We start from the raw sequence: 19,440 nt of genomic DNA, 5'->3' as shown, positions 1-19,440 counted from the left end.
CCATGAACCAGCTATTTGCTGTCTTTGCTTTCGTTCTGGCTCTGGGCGCCGGCCTGCCCGCGCAGGTGGCAGCCCAGGTAACCGAGGCCAGCCTCACCGCCGAAGGTACCGGCCTGACGCGCGAGGCAGCGATTCAATCTGCTTTGGTGAACGCAGCGGGGCAGGCCTTCGGCGTTGACCTGCAAGCGAGCATGGAATCCACCAACCTTGCCACCGATATCTTGGCGAACGGCGAGGAAGACACGTTGATGGTCACCGCGCTCAATTCCAATATCGTCAAAGTGTTGCGCAGCCCGGTAAACGCTCCCATTCTTGGCTATAGCGTCGACGATGCCTATGCCCTGTCGGAAGCGGGCTGGGAAGCCGTCGTCACTTTGCGTTACGCGAAGTTTGAGCGCATGGGTGCAGACACCAACCGGCGCAGCATCGTTGTGGTCGGAAGCCATAAACAATACGGAAGCCTGCTCAGGCAGACGGTCAGCGACGCCATCGTTGGGTCAAGGCGCTTCGACGTACTTAACCGGGACAACGAGGATATTTTCGAAAACGAAAAAGACTTCATTCTCGGAGGCGATGCAGCCGTTGCCGAACTGGCTCGCCTTTCTCAAGCCAGCGGGGCCGATTACATCGTCATTGCCGAACTGACCAGCCTGGGTATCAGCAACAACAACCGGGAAGTCATCCGCATGACGGGTGAAGAATTAGTTAAAAGCTCGGTCAGCGGCACCCTGCAGGTCAAGATTATTGAGTTCGCGTCACGCAAGCTAAAGTGGTCCGGCACACAAAAATTTGGCGCCACCTACCCCGGCGTCAGCCACGTAGGGGCGGGCGCACTGTCCAAGCTCATCAGCAATGCCGCTGATAAACTCGTCAGCGAAATGGTTGCCAGCATCTACCCCATGCGGGTTGTCAAAGCCATGGGGGACACCGCCATTATCAATAGGGGTGAAGGCGCAGTTTCCAAGGGCGAAACCTACGCCGTATTCCTGGAAGGCGAGGAACTCATCGACCCGCAAAGCGGCGAATCACTGGGCTCAATGGAGGTCGAGGTCGGCGTGGGCACGGTTACCGAAGTCAAACCCAAGTTCTCTTACTTGAAAATGTCCTCTGGCAACCTGGAAGCCGATGGCAGCTACATTCTGCGCAAAGCAGTCAAGAAGCCCGCCCCACCTAAACGCGCTGCATCACCCAGGCGCGCTCCCCAGGAGCCTTCCCGCAAGGATGCCTTCCTGAACAATTGAGCCAGCCATGCCCCTTAATAAAAATAACAAGGGGCAATGGTGAACCGCGCAGCCTGCACACAGGCTGCTGGTCACAAACCCGTGGCAAATGACTGCTAAACCGTTACAGAAAAGCATGGGCTGCGCGTAATTATTTCAAACGCCTGCAAAGCAGGCTAAAGCGCTGGCAGCCCTCGCTTCTGTTGCTTAACCTCAAGCACATCTTAAGCAACCGGAGCACACCTCATGTTCAAAACACGCGTGATCAAACTGGCTTCCATCAGCCTGCTGGCCTTGGTTATGGCAGGCTGTGCCACGCACCACGACCGAAGAGCCAACAACACCCTGATGGGAGCCGGGCTCGGAGCAGCGGCCGGAGCTGTCGTCTCGGGCGGCGACGTCGGCTACACAATCGGTGGCGCCGCCGCCGGCGGCTTGCTGGGAAATATCCTGACCAGCGACGATAGGCGGCACTCGCAAAAATGGGACAATAATGGGCGGTCGCGCCATAGCGCCAAAGGCCGCCACGACCGCCGCTCACATAGCCGCAACCATCGACATCGCCGCTGAACAGCCTGCTCTCCCCTATAATCGATCAACGGTTGTTCAGTAACCACGTAGCGCTCCGGCCTTCTCGGCCAGAGCTTCTCCGCCACAACACGGCGGCGATTCGCTATCCAACATCTAACCTTCTTTGCAGGTATAAGCTTTGTTCAGAGATCTGGTCGACGACCCTGACAACTATTCCCTGGAACAGGATGCTTTCCTGGACGTCCCCTTTGTCCCTACCGACGAAGGCGTGATCAAGGCCATGCTGGAACTGGCGGGCGTCGGCCCGCAAGACCTGCTCTATGACTTGGGCGCAGGCGATGGCCGCATCGTCGTCGCCGCAGCCCGGCATTACAACACCCGTAGCATTGGTATAGAAATCGACCCATACAGAATCGCCGACGCCATGGAATACGCAGGCCTGACGCGCGTTGAATATATGGTCGACTTTATCGAAGACAGCATCTTCACCGCCGACATCAGCGCAGCAACCGTCGTCACCCTCTACCTGCTGGATTCCGTCAATCTTCAACTGCGGCCTCGCCTCCTTAACGAATTGCGCCCAGGCACCCGCATTGTGTCTCACGCATTCAGCATGGGAGACTGGAAGCCTGACGAACTGCTCGAACTGAGTGGGGTAAAAATATACAAGTGGGTGGTGCCTGCCCAGATCGCCGGCACGTGGGAATGGGAAGGCTGGGACGGCACCCCTTATCGTATGGAACTTCGCCAAAAATTCCAGGAAGTCGAAGCCGACGTCTGGAAGGCGGGCCAGGCGGTGCAACTGAAAAACGCCAAGCTTGAGGGTAACCGCCTGGAACTCGATATTCAGGCTGACGCCGCCGCACCGCTGACGTATTTCACACTGAATTTCAAAAACAACAAACTGCACTCAGTGCAAGAAAGTTAGCAACCTGCCTGCCATAGGCACGAAATTGGTCGCAGTTGAGGGAACGACCCAAGCCCGCCACACCCCGCATAGCCTGCAGCAGGCCCGTGTTATCGGGCCAGCTGTCTTCCTATCCGTTATACCGGCGCGTGCGCTTCGGCCCCTGCCTCACCACCATAAATAGGCGGGTGGGTGACGATGGACTGCAGTTCGGGGCGCGGCGTAAGCAAAGCCTGTAAATCGGGAAGCGGCCGGGCAGTCGCCGGGTTGGCGGCAAACGCGGCTTCCAGGCTGTAAGCAATATTCAACAAGGCAAAATCACCGCGATGCCGCCCCACAATCTGTAAGCCAAAAGGCATGCCGTTTTGGTCGACGCCGCAGGGCAAGGAAATCGTCGGGTTGGTCACCAGAGTAATCACATACGTCAGGCCCAGCCAATGGTAATAATTGCGGGTTTTCTGGCCGTTTATTTCATCTAGGTAAAGCTGCGTCCAGGGGAATGGCGATACCGGCGTGGTGGGTGAAATCACGATATCAACATCGTTATAAAGCTGCTGGAAATTACGAAAAATCTTGGTTTGCTCAAGATGAGCCCAGGCGGCGTCAGCCATCGACATTCCCGCACCCATCTCGTAATTTGCACGGATATTGGGGCCAAGTAATTCCGGCTCGTTCTCATAAGCTTCTTTAAAGCCGGCCACAAAACCCATGGCGCGCACCACATCGAAACAACGGTCGGCTTCGGCCATGTCCGGTTCTACGCGCTCACAACTACGGAACAAATGGCGGATCGCTTCAATGCGTTCGCGAAACACCTGGCGAATACCATCATCCACCGGGCATACGCCAAAATCTTCGGTATAGCCGACGCGCAAAGAGGCCAGATCAACATGGTGAGGCTGCGAAAAAACCGCGCCGGTGGCTTGAGGCAAATACGAGAGGGGGTCGCGGTCATCCAGCCCAATGGTGGCGGCTAATTGCAGGCAGGTATCTTCCACATTACGGCCCATAGGGCCGACAACAGAGATGGGCGTCCAGCCCAATTGGCGGCGATCCACCGGTACCAGTCCGGGCGACGGCCTGAAACCCACTACCCCGTTCAAGGCTGCCGGAATACGCAAAGAACCACCGGTATCAGAGCCCGTGCAGACCGGCATCATGTCCAGTGCTAACGCGACTGCCGAACCGCCTGAGGAGCCTCCGGCATTAAGGCTGGGGTTGAACGGGTTGCCGGTCGCCCCCCAGACTGGGTTGCGGCTATTTGCACCGGCGCCCATTTCAGGCACATTGGTCTTGCCCAGCACAATTGCACCGGCACGGCGCAAACTGGCGACAAAACTATTGTCATGAGCCGGAATATGGCCCCGGAAGCGTGGCGAACCGTAAGTGGACAACAACCCTGCCGTCTCTTCGAGATCTTTGACACCCAGTGGCAGGCCGTGCAGCAGGCCCAGCGGTTCACCCTGCATCACCTGCCGCTGCGCTGTCTGGGCTTCTTCACGAGCGCGCTCAAAGCACGTTGCCGTGACCGCGTTGACAGCCGGATTCACAGCTTCTATGCGTTCGATACAGGCATCCACCAACTCGGGTACCGAAATCGTGCGCGCGCCGATCTGGCGACGCATCTCTACTGCTGAAAGGCTGAGCAATTCACGGTTTTTCATATTGGGCTCACATATTTTCCGACCGAAGGCTGCGGCCGGGTAATTGGGAAGAGTTCGTGGAGGCGCCTGTCCGACATCATATAAAAATTATTTGCCTTATCAAACAACTGATGCGCAGTAAGGCACAATAGGCACCACATGATTGACGGCATGCCATCCTCCTGGCTTCCGTCCAGCTCGGTTTTCCGGCTCCGTTCCAAAGCATTTGCACCACACCTCATGAGCTCCACCTCGTCGTCCGACCTCAGCTACCGCCAAGTCCTGTTCCTGGCCATACCCATCATTCTGGCCAATCTGACACAGCCTTTGATGTCGGCCGTTGATACCGCCGTCGCCGGCCATCTGCCTGGTGCGCAACACTTGGCAGGCGTGGCGCTGGGCAGCCTGCTGTTCAACCTCATATTCTGGGCTTTCGGCTTTCTGCGCATGGGGACAACCGGTGTGGTCGCCCAATATTTTGGCGCCGGAAAAACAGAGTCCGTGCTGTTGACAATAAGTCGCGGCGTGCTGATGGCCGGCGGCCTGGGGCTGATGATTCTGTTGCTCCAGCAGCCATTGATCCATGGGGGCCTGACCTTGCTGGGCGCCTCGGCGGAAGCAGCAGAACAAGCGCACTTGTATGCGCAAGGCCGTGTGTGGTCTGCCCCCTTTGCGCTAATTAATTATGTCATTCTCGGTTGGCTGCTCGGCTGCCAACGCGTGCGCGTCGCCCTGGCCATTCAGATACTCATCAACTTGGTGAATCTGGTTGCAGTCTTAAGTTTTGTCCATGGCTTGGGGTGGGGAGTGAGTGGAATAGGCCGGGCGACAGCAGTCGCGGATATCAGCGGCACGGCCGTGGGTGCCTGGCTGATTTGGCGCAGCTATCGCACGCAAATTGACAGAACACAATGGGCCGAACTGATTGAAACCGCAGCCATGCGCCGGCTGATTCAGATCAACAGCCATATTTTTATTCGTACTGCCTGTCTGTTGGCCACCATGGCATGGTTCACCCATCTGGGCGCCCGCCAAGGCGATGCCTTGCTGGCGGCCAACGCCATTTTGCTGAACTTCTTGAGCTTCACATCGTATGGTTTGGATGGCTTCGCGCACGCAGCCGAAACCCTGACGGGTTCTGCAGTGGGCCGGCGCGACACAAAGCGGCTGACGCGGGTAATTCGCGTGTGCATGGCCTGGGGTTTGTTAGGCTCATTGTTGTATGCACTGGTCTATGCCGTAGCGGGAACCCAATTGATCGACCTGCTGACCGACCAGCCCGACATCAGAACGCTGGCCAAACAGTATCTAGCCTGGGCCATTCTCGCCCCCTTAATCTCCATGCCCGCCTACTTGTACGACGGCGTTTTCATGGGCGCGACCCGCACCCGGCCTTTAATGCTGGTCATGTTGGGGTGTTCGCTGGCCTTTCTGGCCCTGTCGCTCGCTCTGCTGCCATGGCTGGGCAACCATGGCCTGTGGCTGTCATTCCTGATTTTCAACGCCCTGCGCGGTGTGAGCCTGGCCTTATCTTTACGACCGGCTGTCACTGCGCCACTGAACTCAGCAAGAAGCTAAGGCGGATTGCCCCGTGCCTGCGCTTTGAAGGCGATGGTGAGCGCGGCCCACTTTGCCTAAAGCAAGAGCAACAACGACTGCGAGGCGTGAGGCCCCTACGCCGAAACTGTTATTCCGCCACTAAGCGCAAAGTGTCCGCACTCGTTTCCAGCAGCAGAGCGCCGGAATCATCGAAAGCGAAACGATGCACATCGGCTAACAACCGCCCTATCGTATCGGCTTGCTTCATGATTTCGGGTGCGCACGCCATGCGTGTGCCCGCCAGTTGAGAAAACCGGATGCCTTCACCGCTGAGCTCGTAACGCCCCATAAGACGATTGCAGCCGTCAGAGCCCGCCAGACGATTGTCAGCAAGAAACTCCAAGTGCGCGGCTACCGTCACAGCCGTTTCACCCACAGTTTTCAATTGCCAGGTTGCACCCTGTAGCAACCGTGCCGGGTCGCCGCCACACCCTTGATGCGTCTGTTCGTTCATGTTCAAAGTCACTGTGTAAGGGTAGAGCTGCCCGCTCATATTGTCCTGGCAAACGGCCTCGGTGATGTTGACTCGCACGGAAGGCCGGCCTTCTGTGGTTTGCAACGTCCAACCATAAGCACTGGGACTTTGCTCGACCTGGGTGAATTGTTGCTCAGGCCGGCCGGGCTCACTCAGCGTAATTTGCCAGCCATCGTAATCAATAGACCAAAACGGTTCGTTTCCGCTGGCTCGCACTGGCGTGACAAGCGTGCCCTCTTGTGCGCAGATGGGTAATGCAACACCCGACCATGTGACATTGGCTTGCCCGCCCTTGCTCCAGAATTCAGTATCGGCATCACCCGGCGCCACGTAGCGCGCCCCCGAAGCCGATACGGCAGGCAGCAGAAAACGGCTTTCTTCACCCACCCGGACTTCCAGTGACCGGCCCACCATGCGCGTCTTGATGGGCTGCCTGGCGCAATTCCAAGTGCTGTAAGGGTGGCTCGCCTCATTGATTTCGCTTAGCTGCAAACCGCTGTGCGGTTGGGCATTGGCCACACCAACTCCTGCGCCAGAAAGGAGGATGGCGCTCAAAGCAACGGCGCAACCGGTATCGCGCAACCGTTGATGTCGACCTCTGAGTGCACGGATAGGGAAGGACTGATTGGATTGCATACTGTGCTCCAGTGGGTGGTTTGCAGGCTAAAGCTTAGCCACACCGCACTATAGAGCACAGCGCCCTGAATCCTAAAATGCAGGGGCTGCACCGCCCCCCCTTTACAGGGACACCTCAATCAAGAACGGGCCTTTTCTGGCCAGCGCCGTTTTAAATACATCAATAAATGTGTCTAAATCCGCCACGCGGGCCGCTTCAATGCCTGCGGCGTCGGCCATAGACACCCAGTTGAATTTTGGATCAACGATGTCCAGCATACGGCGTGCGTTACGCCCCGCTTCGCCCGCGCCAACCATACGCAACTCGTTGTGAAGGACGGCATAGCTGTGGTTGGCGAAAATAACCGTCACGATATCGAGCTGTTCGCGCGCATGAGTCCACAAGCCTTGAATGTTGTACATTCCGCTGCCGTCTGCCTGCATCAAGATCAACTTACGATCGGGGCAGGCGATCGCGGCACCCGCTGCTACGGGAATGCCAAACCCGATTGCGCCTCCGGTCAGTTGCAGATAATCATGCGGAGCGGCCTGCGACAACGCACCATACATCAATCTTCCCGCCGATACTGACTCATCACAAATAATGGCGTTATCCGGCGCTAGCGCAGCAATGGTCTGAATCACGGTGGTGCCAGAGAATTCATCCACCGCCCCTGAAGGCAGCGCCAGTTTCGGCTCACCGCTTTCCTGACGCGCCTGCAGAGCCTGCGCTCCTAACAGATCCGCAAGCGATTCCAAGGCTTGCTGCAAATCGTCTGAGGCCCGCGTCAGTGCAAAAACTTCGCAACCATCAGCCAAAGGGGTCCCCGGTTTACCGGGATAAGCGAAGAAAATTGATGGCGACGGCGCCCCGACCAAAATAACCTGTTTGAACCCGGCCATTCTTTGCACTGCTTGGTCCACATTGAATGGCAGCCGGTCAATCGCCACCCTTCCCCGGCCACGTTCAATTCTGGCGTTCGCTGTGGGTGTCATCAGTTCGGCCCCCGTCACTTGCGCGATCCGGTCGGCTGCTGCAAGCGCTCCGCTACGCAACGCCTTTCCCCCCAGCAGCAACAAAGTACTCTTGCCATTACGCAGCAAATCAGCGGCATGTTTAAGTGCGTTGTCACACACAGCAGTGCGCTGCGGGAGCCGTGCCCGACGCACTGTTGGAGGAGCCGGGCTCCATGATGCGTCAGCCGGCAAAATCAGGGTTGCAATCGCGCCCGCCCCTGCCCGCGTCGCCTCAATGGCCTCCACAGTAGCGGTGGAAACCTCATCGGCGCTACGCACCCGCCTCACCATGCTGGACATCGGCCGCGCCAAGCTGTCTATATCACTGGTCAAGGGCGAATCATGCTGCAAGTGGCCAACCGCATGGTCGCCCACAATATTCAGAATCGGAGTTTCGGCACGCCGGGCGTTGTGCAGGCTGGCCAAACCATTTGCCAGCCCTGGCCCGAGGTGCAACAGGGTGGCAGCGGGCTTATCTGCCATGCGCCCATAGCCGTCCGCCGCACCAGTCACCACCCCCTCGAACAGGCCCAACACACAGCGCATCCCTTCTTTCTTATCGAGGGCCGCCACAAAGTGCATTTCCGACGTACCCGGGTTGGTAAAGCACACATCCACATCGTGCGCCAACAGGGTGTCACACAGAATATCCGCACCATTCATCATCTATCCTTCCTGATTCGCCCTGCAAGCGCTTAGCGCTGTTCAATTTCCGAGTTTTCAACCAAAACCTTGATCACCTGAGCTTCCTTGGCGATCTGATCTTTCAGGAACTGCGGATCGGTATCGGTCGGTTCAATATTGGAAAAGCTCAGCTTTTCCAGATAACTTTCCTTTGTTGATACGACACGCAAAGCATCTCGCAAGGTCTTCAACACGTCGTCCGGCGTCCCCGCGGGAGCCACCAAGCTGAACCAGATGCTCATATCGAAATTCGGGTAACCCATTTCGGCAATGGTTTTCAGTTCGGGATACGCCTTCACTCTGTCTGCGCTCGTCAGGGCCACCGCATTAACATGGCCGCTTTGCACATGTTTCATGCCGGTCGAAACCGTATCGAAGAAACCATCGACGTCACCATTCACCAACGCTGGAAGCACCTGCGCAATCCCGTTAAAAGGAACGTGGGTCACATCGACATTGCCCATCTGTTTGAGGTTTTCCAGGGCTAGATGCGAAGTGGTGCCCATACCTACCGACGCCATGGTGAGATCGCCTGGGCGCTTCTTAGCCAAGTCGATCATTGCCTCAAAACTGTCAAACTCGCTTTTTTTGCTGGTGATCAGCACCATGGGAACCTGCCCCAGCATGCCTACGGGCTCGAACGCATCGGGCTCATAGCTCAGTTCCTTAAACAGGAAACGGTTGGTGACCATCGTCGTGTTTGTCGCCAACAAAAGGGTGTAGCCATCCGGACGTGACCGGGCGACATAGGTCGCACCAATGACCGTCCCTGCACCCGCTTTGTTCTCTACGGCTACCGTCTGCCCCAGTTCGGCGCTCAAATGCTCGCCCACGACGCGGGCTAACAGGTCAACTGCTCCACCGGGAGGAAAGGGCGCCACGATTGTGATGGGTTTCTGAGGATAGGTATTACCCATGGCGGGTGCAGACATCATGCCAAACAGGCTGATGGCCGCTGCCGCGAACACTTTGCGGGTTACCGAGTGAAGTTGAGTTTTCAGCATGTCGTCTCCTGGATTTACTTAACGATGCAGTGTCTGCCTGCCTTTCAATATGGTAAGGCTTGTCATAAACCCCATGGTAAGCTTGGAAGCACTAGCGATTACTTTTAGTATTCAGTCAGCCCCTGCGCCGCCTATGACTCTCCAACAACTTCGGGACTTCATCGCTCTCGCTGAAGCCGGTAGCCTACGGGCCGCAGCACGCAGCCGCGGTGTAACCGGCCCCGCTTTGGCAAAAAGCCTTCGGGCGCTGGAAGATGAACTTCATGTGCGGTTGGTAGAAAGGCATGCTCGTGGCACCCGGCTCACGGAATATGGCACTGCTCTTCTGGCGCATGCGCAGCTGATCGTCTCGCAATCTCAGCGCGCAGCAGAAGACATTGCCCAACGCAGGGGCAAGCAGGAAGGCATGATCACCGTTGGCGTTGGGCCCAGCCCAGGTGCGACTTTCATTCCAGAGGTGGTCAACGAGTTCCAGCGCAGGTATCCGAATGTACGTATCGCCTTGGTGGGGGGCTTGTACTACGACCATGTCGCACCGCTCAGGCAAGGCCAGATGGACATGTCTATTCTCGCCGCACCAGTGGACAAGACGGAACCCGGCATACAGTCTGAGCATCTGTTCGATGTCGACTTAGTCGTAGCCTGTCGCCATGGCCACCCGCTTGCTGCCACAAAGCGGTTGGCCGACCTGCAACACGCCACGTGGGCACTTACAGGCGCTGTAGAAGATGGTCCTGGCACTGCGATCCTGAAGGCGTTCAAGAAGCAACAGCTGCCCCCTCCTGCCAGAGTGGTGCAGTGTGATCTGAACTGGACATTGCAGAACCTGCTTCTGAATAGCGATATCCTCTGCATATTGCCACGGCTCATCGTTGAGCAACCCGCGTTTAAGCCCCTGCTACGCGCCCTACCCCTGCTCGACCCTTTGCCCGCTCATAGTATTTGCCTGTTGAAACGGGACGATACGCCGTTACTGGCGACTGCTGACTTCTTTGCCACCCTTGTCAGGCGCCATGCTCATTACCTGCGGGAACGAAGAGCAGCGATTGCCCCCGCAGCCGGTTCTCCATCGCGAACGTGAATCGGAAAATCCACCTATCTGCAGTATGCTGACGCATCCATTCATCCAACACCTTCGTCACACATGAAAGATTCAACAAGCACCATCCCTGTACGCTCACCCGTACTTGAAGCCATCACTTCCCGAAAAAGCGTCCGGGCTTTTCTGCCCAAACCTGTCGACCCCGCACTGCTTGATGAGCTGCTGCTGGCGGCAGGCATGGCACCCAGCGGCAGCAATGTACAGCCCTGGCAAGTGCATGTGGTGTCAGGCGCGGCCCGCGACCGGCTTTCAGCTGCCTTGTTAGCCGCCCACGAAGCGGGACAACCGGCGGAACGGGAATACCAGTATTACCCGTTGACCTGGCGTACACCCTATATCGAACGGCGTCGCGCCACCGGTTGGGGCCTGTACAACCTGCTGGGTATCGAGAAAGGTGATCGCGAAGCCGCCTCGCGCCAACATGGTCGCAATTACGAATTTTTCGACGCCCCGGTCGTCCTGGTGTTCACCATAGACAAGGACCTGCAAACAGGCAGTTGGCTGGACTACGGCATGTTCCTGCAGAACATCATGATTGGCGCGCGCGGATACGGTCTGCATACCTGCCCCCAAGCCGCCATTGCGAATTACTCTGCCATCGTTAAGGAACAGCTCGGCATTGGCGACGACAAAATCGTCGTATGCGATATTGCGATCGGCTATGAAGACACTAGCCAGAAAGTGAACGAATTCCAGCCCGACAGAATGACGCTGGACGAGTTCGTCACGTATCACCGCGACTAAGCCCACTGGCGCCGTCGATTGCGGCATGGCATGCAAAGAGGTTCGGGCAACGATCGGCAGATTGGGCGACTCCCAGACGTCGTTGCCTTTACCTCCTCATTGAACGGTACGCCTGCCCATCCGCTCACTGAGTTGCCACAGCACGGCGCACAGAACCGCACTGCCCACGGTGCCGCAGGCCAGCAACAAGGCGCTGCCAAACAAAAGCGGCGCTACAAAACCCGCCACGGTTGCAAACACCAGCATCTGCATGGTGCTTTGCACCGATGACGCCATGCCGCGCAGGCGGGGAAACATGCTCAGCGTAACCACCGTCATACCAGGCAACGCGGTGGACATTCCAAAGCCGTAAACGGTGATGGGGATAACCGCCCATGGCACGGTAGCGACAAAAAACGTGTTGTAGAGAACATTGCTCAGTGCCCCCAGCCCCATAATGCCTTGGCCGATCAAGATCAGCTTGGCAGCGTCCACCTTCCCCGCAAGGCGCGAGCTCAGCATGGAGCCGCTGATGGTGCCGATGATAAACGGCACAAACAGCCAGCCGAAAGCGGTTTCCGGCAACTGCAATATGTCTAGAATGAAGCGGGCGGCCGAAGCGATATACAGGCCGAACCCCGAGAACGCCAACCCCACCGCAGTGATCGCAAGGAGAAAACGGGTATTGCGCACCACATGGAAGTAATTGCGCAGGATGGCTCGCAAATCAATGGGCTGACGTGCCTTGGCCGGCAGGGTTTCCGGCAGGTAACGCCAACTGGCTGCAATCAGCAGCAAGGTGAGCAAAGTGAGAAGGACAAAGATAGAACGCCAGCCCACATAGGCGCTGAGGTAGCCGCCCACAATCGGCGCAATCGCTGGCGCCAAACCAAAAACCATGGCGATATTCGCAAACAGCCGTTGCGCTTCAGCGCCCTGATAGCGGTCGCGTGCAAGGGCCTGTCCCACAATGCGCCCGGCGCCCGCAGAACACCCTTGTAAACCACGAAAGAACAATAACCAGCCATAGGAGGGCGCGAAGGCCGAGCCCACTGAGCCGATCAGAAAAATGACCAGCCCTGCGATGATGACGGGGCGACGGCCGAAGGTATCGGACAGCGTGCCCCAGAAAAGACTCATGAACGCAAAACTCAGCAAATAAACACTGAGCGTGTGCTGCATGAGTACGGTTTCTACGCCAAAATCGTCCGCTATCTTATTGAAAGCCGGCAGGTAGGTATCGATGGCAAACGGACCAAGCATTGCCAAGCCTGCAAGCATCAGGGTCAAGACGCGGATATTGGACATTCAGACATTCGGACTGCGGTTGCGCCAGGGCCAGGCGAGGGGTCAATCCATGTTACCACGCGGCGGCCTGCAATCTCCCCAGTCTGACCCAACTAGCCGGCAGATCTACTTTGGATAAACACCATCCCTCGAACGGCTGAATACGGCCCGTAAGTGATCCACCAAACAGTGCACCGCCAACGGCACGCTGGGCGAGAACGGGCGCACCGCAATGATGTGGTCGCCGAAATAGCCCTGCACATTCCAATCCGGCAGTACCCGCTGTAACTGCCGCCCGTCACCGCCGCTCAAGCTGAAATCCGGCAGCAACCCCAGGCCAGCCCCAGATAGCACCACATCACGCAGGATCTCGCTGTTATTGGCCGTGAAACGGGGCAGGACGTCCACATACACGGGGGCATCACCAGACTCTCCGCGCAGAAACGCCAGGCTGCGGGGGCTGCCTGTGTACAAAGCACAGTCGTGTTCGGATAAATCTACGGGATGCAGCGGCCGCCCACGACGAGTCAGATACGCTTCGCTGGCCACCAACACCGACTCACTGCGCGCGAGCTCCCAGACCACGTAGTCGTCCGGGATATGCCGTGCGTGGCGGATGGCAAGATCAAAACCTTCATGCGCCAGATTAACGAGGCGGTCGGTCAGTTCCAGCTCCAAACGGACTTCCGGATAGCGCAGCAGGAAGTCGCCCAGTGAAGGGCTGATATGCTGGCGCCCCAGAGCCACAGGTGCAGTAACGCGCAAGGCGCCCCGCGGTACTCCCGTCAAATCGTGCGCGGCATGGAAGCTGGACGTTATACGCTCAAAAGCAGGAGCGACTTCATCAACAAGCTGCTGGCCGGCCTCAGTCAGGGACACACGCCGGGTCGAACGTCGAACCAGCGGCACGCCCACCGCTTTTTCCAGCGCAACAATCCGCATGCTGGCCGATGAGCGGGAAATTCCCAGACGTTCCGCTGCCTTCACAAAACTTTGAGTGTCTGCCAGCACCGTGAGCAGATGCATATCCGAAAAAGGTGTCGCAGATCCTGTGCGCATAAGCCTATCCATTCGTAGAAATTATTGAACACTGTATTGAATACTACCCCGTAGATGCAACCGGCTTGTCTGCAATAGACTGGGTGGAAAAGACACGCCGCCCTGAGCGCTCTAGGTCATCCTGATTGCCGGCTCAAGGGTTCACCTATCTGAATATCGGAGGAATGCATGGATAATCTTGCTCAACAAACTGACGTAGGCCATTGGATCGCAGGTACGCCTACCACTGGGAACTCGCAGCGCAACAGCCCTGTCTACAACCCGGCCACCGGCCAAGTCAGCCGCTATGTGGCCTTGGCGGGCGCCGGTGAAGTAGAGGCGGCGGTACAAGCCGCTAAAGCCGCCTTCCCCGCCTGGGCCGATACGCCCCCCATCCGTCGGGCGCGCGTGATGTTTCGCTTCCTGGAGCTGCTCAACACGCACAAAGACGAACTTGCGCGCTGCATCACCCTAGAGCACGGCAAGGTTTTCACCGATGCACAAGGCGAAGTGGCCCGAGGCATTGATATTGTGGAATTTGCCTGCGGCATCCCCCAACTGCTGAAATCCGATTTCACCGATCAGGTTTCCACCGGCATGGATAACTGGACGCTGCGTCAGCCGCTGGGCGTAGTGGCGGGCATTACGCCCTTCAACTTCCCGGCCATGGTGCCCATGTGGATGTTCCCCCTGGCCATCGCAGCAGGCAATTGCTTCATTCTCAAGCCCAGCCCTATCGACCCATCCGCTTCCTTAATGTTGGCCGATTTACTTAAACAGGCAGGCTTGCCTGATGGGGTATTTAACGTTGTTCAAGGTGACAAGGAAGCGGTCGAGGCCATTTTGCACCACCCGGACATCAAGGCGGTATCGTTTGTGGGTTCCACTCCCATCGCCAACTACATCTACGAAACCGGCGCCCGCCATGGCAAGCGTGTACAGGCCCTGGGCGGCGCAAAAAACCACATGGTCGTCATGCCTGACGCCGACTTGGAACAAGTCGCCGACGCCCTGATCGGGGCGGGATATGGCTCAGCCGGCGAGCGCTGCATGGCGATTTCGGTTGCCGTGCTGGTTGGCGATGTCGGCGACCGTCTGGTGCCGGTGCTGGCTGAACGGGCCCGCGCACTCAAGGTCATGGACGGCATGAATCTGGAAGCCGAAATGGGCCCCATCGTGCATGCCGGCGCACACGAGCGCATCACCGGTTACATCGAGAAGGGCGTGAAGGAAGGCGCCACGCTGGTCGTGGATGGCCGTGATTTTGATGCCAGCACCACCGGAGAAGGTTGCGAAGGCGGCTTCTGGATGGGCGGAACGCTATTCGACCATGTCACCCCCGAGATGAGTATCTACAAGGAAGAGATTTTCGGCCCGGTATTGTCCTGCGTGCGTGTCGCCAACTTCGCCGATGCGGTGGAACTGATCAACAAACACCAATACGCTAACGGCGTCAGCCTTTTCACCCGCGACGGCGGTGTAGCACGTGAGTTCGGCCGCCGCATTGAGGTCGGCATGGTGGGCGTAAACGTCCCCATTCCCGTACCCATGGCCTGGCATGGCTTTGGCGGCTGGAAAGCCAGCCTGTTCGGCGACATGCATGCTTACGGGGAAGAAGGCGTGCGCTTTTACACCCGCCAGAAAAGCATTATGCAACGCTGGCCCGACAGCATTGCCAAAGGCGCTGAATTCGTGATGCCTACCGCGAAGTAAGCCTCGCCATTTTCGCAAAACCCACGGCGGGTGCCGCACTAGCGACACCCGCCGTTTCTGTCAGAACGCTTGAAATCAGTCAGCGCCGAGTTTGAGATCCAAGGGTTGACGCTTTTCTATATTCCACTTCAGCAAAGCCGCCGTGCGGTAGATTCCATGTGCGAACTTACCGTAAGGCATGGTCAGAAACAGCGCCATCACCGTACCTAGATGGATAGCCAGAAGAACGCCCATCCAAGCCGTATCACGAAAAGCCAGTAGCACCAGCCCCGTAAGACTGATGAAAAACAGCAGGGCGATGAAACCGAGGTCCACGGGGCGCTGCGCCATATCCCCATGCAAAGGGTGGCGGCGCAGATTCATCCAGAACAGCCCTGCCGGACCAATTAACAGGCCGATACCGCCCACCGTTCCAAGTACCACCGGCAAACTGGTATACGCGTAAGGTGCAGCCCAACCGAATACATAGTGGTAGATGGTGGCAACACTGGTTGCGGCGAAACACAGCAAGAAGCCATAAAAGGTGAAATGATGGAAACGACGGCGCCAGAGCGTGTAGGCGTCATCTTCATTGTTGCAGCCTTTGCCATGCCCTCCATCCATGTACTTCAAGGTCAGCACATTGGCAGCGGCCTCGACAATGGCTTCCCCCTGATGGGGGCCGGGCACCGACTGCCGCCAAAAACGCACCACACTCACACCCAACGCCAGCACGGCCAACATGAAAACCGTTCCAAACATGGCCACTAACAGGTTATGAGGAAATATGGCGTAGAAGTCGCCCTGCAGCGGCTCATGCAGCAGTGAACCGTTCATGGCGACAACCAGCAGCAGAAACAATGCAAGTGCGGCCGCTAACGCTAGCGAAACACAGTCGATACGTGTGCAGATGCCGCCGTCGTACAAAGGTGCGCGCGCGTCGATCGCCACACAATGTGACTGCGATGGCTCGCCAGTGATGTCGGCGCCTGCATCCATCATGTAGCGCAGCAGCACACCTTGATTAAAGCGGGTACCCCGGATCAGGAAGTTATCGGCAGGCCATTCGCCGCGTTCGTTCTGCCCCCACGCCTCACGCAGCCATTCGCGGTTGGACTCAAACCCGCCGGCGGCCAGCACACAGGCCCTGGCCTCAATGCGTTCCCCGCTGCGCAAGCGGGCCAGCGCCTCGTTCGTAAGGCCACCCGTTACTTTCAGAAGGTCTTGCCAGTACTCCTCTTCGGGGTAGGCATCAACCAGAACATCCTGTGGCGCATCGTGCATGCACCGCAGATTGCGGGTATGCATGGAATTGCCGCCGCGCCACTCCTTGGGAGCGGCTTCAAGCATCAACACGCTGGCGCCATTTTCACGAGCGGTGATCGCCGCACATAAAGCGGCGTTTCCCCCGCCGATGACCAGAACGTCGTATGTCGGAGCTTGGCTCACGATGATCTCCATTTCTGAGAAAGCGCAATGCGGCCCATCCACAAACCTACGCTATGAATACATTTGTATACAGAAGTATATTGGCCTAGGGCACTGTGATAAAACAAGCGCTATTCAAGATAGAATGCTCATTTGAAAAAGGACAGACACGCATGGATGAACTCGACACAGGACAACGACGCGGCATTTCCCGCAGCGACCAGGCCTACCGGTTCATTGTGGAGGGCATCCAGTCGAATCAGCTTCGCCCCGGCACCCGCTTGCGGGAAACCGAGCTGGCCGAACAAACCGGCTTGAGCCGCACGCCCATACGCGAAGCGCTCAGCCGTCTGCAACTGGAAGGTTTATTGACGATGGATGCCGCCCGCGGTCTCATCGTCACTGAACTCGACCATTCCATGACCAGCGAGCTTTACGCGATGCGAGAAGTTCTGGAGGGCACTGCCGCGCGTTTGGCCGCCCGTCACGCCTCCGATGTGGAGATCGACTTCCTGCGCGAGATCAACGTGCGCGACGCACAGTTCACCACCGCCGAGGCGCTGGCCGCCAACAACCGGCTTTTCCATGAAACCCTGTATCGTTGCGCTCATAACCGCTACCTGGTTAAAACGCTCAACTCTTTGCAAGAATCCATGATGCTGCTCGGCCACACCACCTTAAGCACGCCGGGACGCGCAGAAACTTCACGCGCCGAACACGGCGCCATCGTTGATGCTCTGGCCCGCCGCGACCCCGATGCCGCTGAGGAAGCCGCCCGCGCGCACATCATCGCCGCCTACCGCATACGCCTTGATCAGTTATTCGACACCCATGCGCAGGCGGCGCCCCCTAATTCCACCCTTGAATAAGCCCCGAACGGGAGTACCAACATGTCCATACAGAACCTCTTCCAACAAATTCTGCAGTCTGGCAAAGGGCTCGCTCAAGACGCGGGGACTGCCCTCAGTAAGCAGTCGTCGTCCACGCAAAATCCTTTAGGTGGGTTCGGGGGCGGAGCGCTCATGGGAGGCGCACTCGGCCTGCTGCTGGGCAATAAAAAATTCCGCAAGATGGGGGGCAAGCTTGCCGGCTACGGTGGAGCGGCGGCGGTAGGGGCCCTGGCGCTCAAGACTTACCAGGACTGGCAAAGCCGTCAGGCCAGCCCTCAGCCCGGTGCAACAGCTAATGCGGCCCCAGCGGCGGCCACGCCGCTGCGCCTGACCAATGTCGAAACCCCTTTGATGGAGCAACATAGCCGAGCCATGTTGTCGGCTATGATCGCAGCCGCCAAGGCTGACGGCCATATTGGCCCCGAAGAAAAAGCCATGATCGAGGCCGAAGTACAGCGTTTGGCGGTGAATGAAGCCGACCAGCGCTGGCTCCACGCTGAACTGGAAAAGCCTGCCGACCCCGCCGCCGTCGCGGCAATGGCGCAATCGCCGGAAATGGCGACTGAAATCTATTTAGCCAGTTTGTTGGTCACCGAACAGGACAGCTTCATGGAGCGCGCCTACCTGGATGAACTGGCTCGTTCGTTGCGGTTGGACCCATCCCTGAAGGCTGAGCTGGAAGCTCAGGCCTTGCAGGTGACCCAGTAAGCGCGGCGCAGCAAATCCGGTGCGGCGGCACGGGACAGTAGTCGTTTTACTGTGACTGTGCCGCTGCCGACAGCTTGGCTTCCAGGTCTGCTTGGCGCAAAGCACCATTCACGCGGGTACCGTCTGCAAAGAAGATGGCCGGTGTACCCGTCACCATCAGGCTTTTACCCAAAGCCAAGTTCGCCTCAACCGGCGTGTCACATTCCGCGGTGGCTGGGTGTTTGTTTTCCAGCATCCAGCCGCGCCAGGCGGCGACACGATCTTCCGCACACCAAATGTTGCGCGAACGGCTATGTGAGTCTTCTGACAATATCGGGAAAAGAAACGTGTAGATCGTCACATCGTCCATGTTTTCCAGCGTCTTGTGCAGCAACTTGCAATAGCCGCAGTTAGGGTCTTCGAAAACGGCCATCTGGCGGCTGCCATCGCCCCTTACCTGCTTGATGGCAGCTTCAAAAGGCAGAGAAGAAAAGTCTACCCTCGACAGCGCTTCGAGACGCTGAGCCGTGAGATCGCGGCGCGATTTAGCATCAATCAGTGAACCTTGCAACACGTAGTTCACTTCGCCATCCACATAGAGCAAGTCACTGCCTATGCGTATCTCGAACAGCCCCGGAAACGGTGTGGTGGAAATCTCGTTCACGCCCAAACCAGGGAAACGCTCTTCAAAGCCTTTTCTGACCTGTTCGGTGGAGATCACCACCGCGCCTTGTGGGTCGTTGCCCTCAGTGGAAAGAACTTTATCCTGCGCGACCGCCAACGCGGGAATGGCCCCCAGGCAGATCAGTACAGCCGCTGCCAGGATGCGACGAAAATCGATACAAAACAACATGAATACTCCTGATGCTGGGCGACGCCCGCCCGCCAGCTTACATAG

The 19,440-nt window shown here is 57.8% G+C and carries 17 protein-coding genes; 9 read left to right on the top strand and 8 right to left on the bottom strand.

What is annotated here, in order from left to right; genetic code table 11:
- The first annotated feature begins 2 nt into the window (after nt 1-2).
- The 3 genes from VRY85_RS01770 (at nt 3) to VRY85_RS01760 (ending at nt 2,679) form a co-directional block, all read left to right on the top strand.
- Nucleotides 3-1,241, top strand: coding sequence for a hypothetical protein (locus VRY85_RS01770; protein ID WP_414596875.1), 1,239 nt, complete (start codon nt 3-5; stop codon nt 1,239-1,241).
- A 225-nt stretch (nt 1,242-1,466) separates the two neighbouring features.
- Nucleotides 1,467-1,790, top strand: coding sequence for a hypothetical protein (locus VRY85_RS01765; RefSeq protein WP_414596874.1), 324 nt, complete (start codon nt 1,467-1,469; stop codon nt 1,788-1,790).
- Nucleotides 1,791-1,929: 139 nt separating this feature from the next.
- Nucleotides 1,930-2,679 (top strand): class I SAM-dependent methyltransferase, encoded by a 750-nt coding sequence (locus VRY85_RS01760; protein WP_414596873.1) that lies wholly within the window; start codon nt 1,930-1,932, stop codon nt 2,677-2,679.
- A gap of 116 nt (nt 2,680-2,795) precedes the next feature.
- Here the strand turns inward: VRY85_RS01760 and VRY85_RS01755 are convergent, their stop codons facing one another.
- Nucleotides 2,796-4,322, bottom strand: coding sequence for an amidase (locus tag VRY85_RS01755; RefSeq protein ID WP_414596872.1), 1,527 nt, complete (start codon nt 4,320-4,322; stop codon nt 2,796-2,798).
- Between the two features lie 219 nt (nt 4,323-4,541).
- On the opposite strand from VRY85_RS01755, the gene VRY85_RS01750 reads away from it, so the two are divergent.
- Nucleotides 4,542-5,879, top strand: coding sequence for an MATE family efflux transporter (locus VRY85_RS01750; RefSeq protein WP_414596871.1), 1,338 nt, complete (start codon nt 4,542-4,544; stop codon nt 5,877-5,879).
- 109 nt (nt 5,880-5,988) lie between these two features.
- Here VRY85_RS01750 and VRY85_RS01745 read toward each other — a convergent pair whose 3' ends face one another.
- From VRY85_RS01745 to VRY85_RS01735, 3 genes are all read right to left on the bottom strand, one after another.
- Entirely contained in the window at nt 5,989-7,011 is a 1,023-nt protein-coding gene (locus VRY85_RS01745; protein WP_414596870.1) for an META domain-containing protein, read from the bottom strand.
- 102 nt (nt 7,012-7,113) lie between these two features.
- A complete protein-coding gene (locus tag VRY85_RS01740; protein WP_414596917.1) occupies nt 7,114-8,670 on the bottom strand; it encodes an acetolactate synthase large subunit in 1,557 nt (518 codons plus the stop codon).
- 32 nt (nt 8,671-8,702) lie between these two features.
- Entirely contained in the window at nt 8,703-9,695 is a 993-nt protein-coding gene (locus VRY85_RS01735) for a Bug family tripartite tricarboxylate transporter substrate binding protein (protein WP_414596869.1), read from the bottom strand.
- A gap of 133 nt (nt 9,696-9,828) precedes the next feature.
- Between VRY85_RS01735 and VRY85_RS01730 the strand changes: the two genes are divergently transcribed.
- Together VRY85_RS01730 and VRY85_RS01725 are read left to right on the top strand one after the other, a co-directional pair.
- Nucleotides 9,829-10,776, top strand: a complete 948-nt coding sequence (locus VRY85_RS01730; protein WP_414596868.1) for a LysR substrate-binding domain-containing protein — start codon at nt 9,829-9,831, stop codon at nt 10,774-10,776.
- Between the two features lie 63 nt (nt 10,777-10,839).
- Nucleotides 10,840-11,541: a nitroreductase gene (locus tag VRY85_RS01725; protein WP_414596867.1), complete on the top strand. Its 702-nt coding sequence runs from the start codon at nt 10,840-10,842 to the stop codon at nt 11,539-11,541.
- A 96-nt stretch (nt 11,542-11,637) separates the two neighbouring features.
- Here the strand turns inward: VRY85_RS01725 and VRY85_RS01720 are convergent, their stop codons facing one another.
- Together VRY85_RS01720 and VRY85_RS01715 are read right to left on the bottom strand one after the other, a co-directional pair.
- Entirely contained in the window at nt 11,638-12,828 is a 1,191-nt protein-coding gene (locus tag VRY85_RS01720; protein WP_414596866.1) for a multidrug effflux MFS transporter, read from the bottom strand.
- Nucleotides 12,829-12,933: 105 nt separating this feature from the next.
- The gene (locus VRY85_RS01715; protein ID WP_414596865.1) at nt 12,934-13,866 is read right to left on the bottom strand and encodes a LysR substrate-binding domain-containing protein; all 933 of its coding nucleotides are present in this window, start codon (nt 13,864-13,866) and stop codon (nt 12,934-12,936) included.
- A 168-nt stretch (nt 13,867-14,034) separates the two neighbouring features.
- Between VRY85_RS01715 and VRY85_RS01710 the strand changes: the two genes are divergently transcribed.
- Nucleotides 14,035-15,558 (top strand): CoA-acylating methylmalonate-semialdehyde dehydrogenase, encoded by a 1,524-nt coding sequence (locus tag VRY85_RS01710; RefSeq protein ID WP_414596864.1) that lies wholly within the window; start codon nt 14,035-14,037, stop codon nt 15,556-15,558.
- A 75-nt stretch (nt 15,559-15,633) separates the two neighbouring features.
- Here VRY85_RS01710 and VRY85_RS01705 read toward each other — a convergent pair whose 3' ends face one another.
- On the bottom strand, nt 15,634-16,986 hold the full coding sequence (locus VRY85_RS01705) for an FAD-dependent oxidoreductase (protein WP_414596863.1): 1,353 nt from the start codon (nt 16,984-16,986) through the stop codon (nt 15,634-15,636).
- Nucleotides 16,987-17,138: 152 nt separating this feature from the next.
- On the opposite strand from VRY85_RS01705, the gene VRY85_RS01700 reads away from it, so the two are divergent.
- Both VRY85_RS01700 and VRY85_RS01695 read left to right on the top strand, forming a co-directional pair.
- Entirely contained in the window at nt 17,139-17,834 is a 696-nt protein-coding gene (locus VRY85_RS01700) for a GntR family transcriptional regulator (RefSeq protein WP_414596862.1), read from the top strand.
- 21 nt (nt 17,835-17,855) lie between these two features.
- The gene (locus VRY85_RS01695; protein WP_414596861.1) at nt 17,856-18,563 is read left to right on the top strand and encodes a tellurite resistance TerB family protein; all 708 of its coding nucleotides are present in this window, start codon (nt 17,856-17,858) and stop codon (nt 18,561-18,563) included.
- Between the two features lie 46 nt (nt 18,564-18,609).
- Here the strand turns inward: VRY85_RS01695 and VRY85_RS01690 are convergent, their stop codons facing one another.
- Nucleotides 18,610-19,395, bottom strand: a complete 786-nt coding sequence (locus tag VRY85_RS01690; RefSeq protein WP_414596860.1) for a DsbC family protein — start codon at nt 19,393-19,395, stop codon at nt 18,610-18,612.
- Between the last annotated feature and the right edge of the window lie 45 nt (nt 19,396-19,440).

The organism is Achromobacter sp. F4_2707, from assembly GCF_047501535.1.
Taxonomy (GTDB): Bacteria; Pseudomonadota; Gammaproteobacteria; order Burkholderiales; family Burkholderiaceae_B; genus Yanghanlia.
The sequence above is the reverse complement of the archived record's forward strand: the minus strand, read 5'-3'. Positions and strand labels throughout refer to the sequence as shown.

Excerpts from the sequence above, each read along its gene's own strand:
- VRY85_RS01745 (WP_414596870.1), bottom strand. The coding sequence starts at position 7,011 with ATGCAATCCAATCAGTCCTTCCCTATCCGTGCACTCAGAGGTCGACAT.
- VRY85_RS01690 (WP_414596860.1), bottom strand. The coding sequence starts at position 19,395 with ATGTTGTTTTGTATCGATTTTCGTCGCATCCTGGCAGCGGCTGTACTG.
- VRY85_RS01740 (WP_414596917.1), bottom strand. The coding sequence starts at position 8,670 with ATGAATGGTGCGGATATTCTGTGTGACACCCTGTTGGCGCACGATGTG.
- VRY85_RS01730 (WP_414596868.1), top strand. The coding sequence starts at position 9,829 with ATGACTCTCCAACAACTTCGGGACTTCATCGCTCTCGCTGAAGCCGGT.
- VRY85_RS01770 (WP_414596875.1), top strand. The coding sequence starts at position 3 with ATGAACCAGCTATTTGCTGTCTTTGCTTTCGTTCTGGCTCTGGGCGCC.
- VRY85_RS01695 (WP_414596861.1), top strand. The coding sequence starts at position 17,856 with ATGTCCATACAGAACCTCTTCCAACAAATTCTGCAGTCTGGCAAAGGG.
- VRY85_RS01735 (WP_414596869.1), bottom strand. The coding sequence starts at position 9,695 with ATGCTGAAAACTCAACTTCACTCGGTAACCCGCAAAGTGTTCGCGGCA.
- VRY85_RS01750 (WP_414596871.1), top strand. The coding sequence starts at position 4,542 with ATGAGCTCCACCTCGTCGTCCGACCTCAGCTACCGCCAAGTCCTGTTC.
- VRY85_RS01720 (WP_414596866.1), bottom strand. The coding sequence starts at position 12,828 with ATGTCCAATATCCGCGTCTTGACCCTGATGCTTGCAGGCTTGGCAATG.
- VRY85_RS01725 (WP_414596867.1), top strand. The coding sequence starts at position 10,840 with ATGAAAGATTCAACAAGCACCATCCCTGTACGCTCACCCGTACTTGAA.
- VRY85_RS01715 (WP_414596865.1), bottom strand. The coding sequence starts at position 13,866 with ATGCGCACAGGATCTGCGACACCTTTTTCGGATATGCATCTGCTCACG.
- VRY85_RS01700 (WP_414596862.1), top strand. The coding sequence starts at position 17,139 with ATGGATGAACTCGACACAGGACAACGACGCGGCATTTCCCGCAGCGAC.
- VRY85_RS01710 (WP_414596864.1), top strand. The coding sequence starts at position 14,035 with ATGGATAATCTTGCTCAACAAACTGACGTAGGCCATTGGATCGCAGGT.
- VRY85_RS01755 (WP_414596872.1), bottom strand. The coding sequence starts at position 4,322 with ATGAAAAACCGTGAATTGCTCAGCCTTTCAGCAGTAGAGATGCGTCGC.
- VRY85_RS01765 (WP_414596874.1), top strand. The coding sequence starts at position 1,467 with ATGTTCAAAACACGCGTGATCAAACTGGCTTCCATCAGCCTGCTGGCC.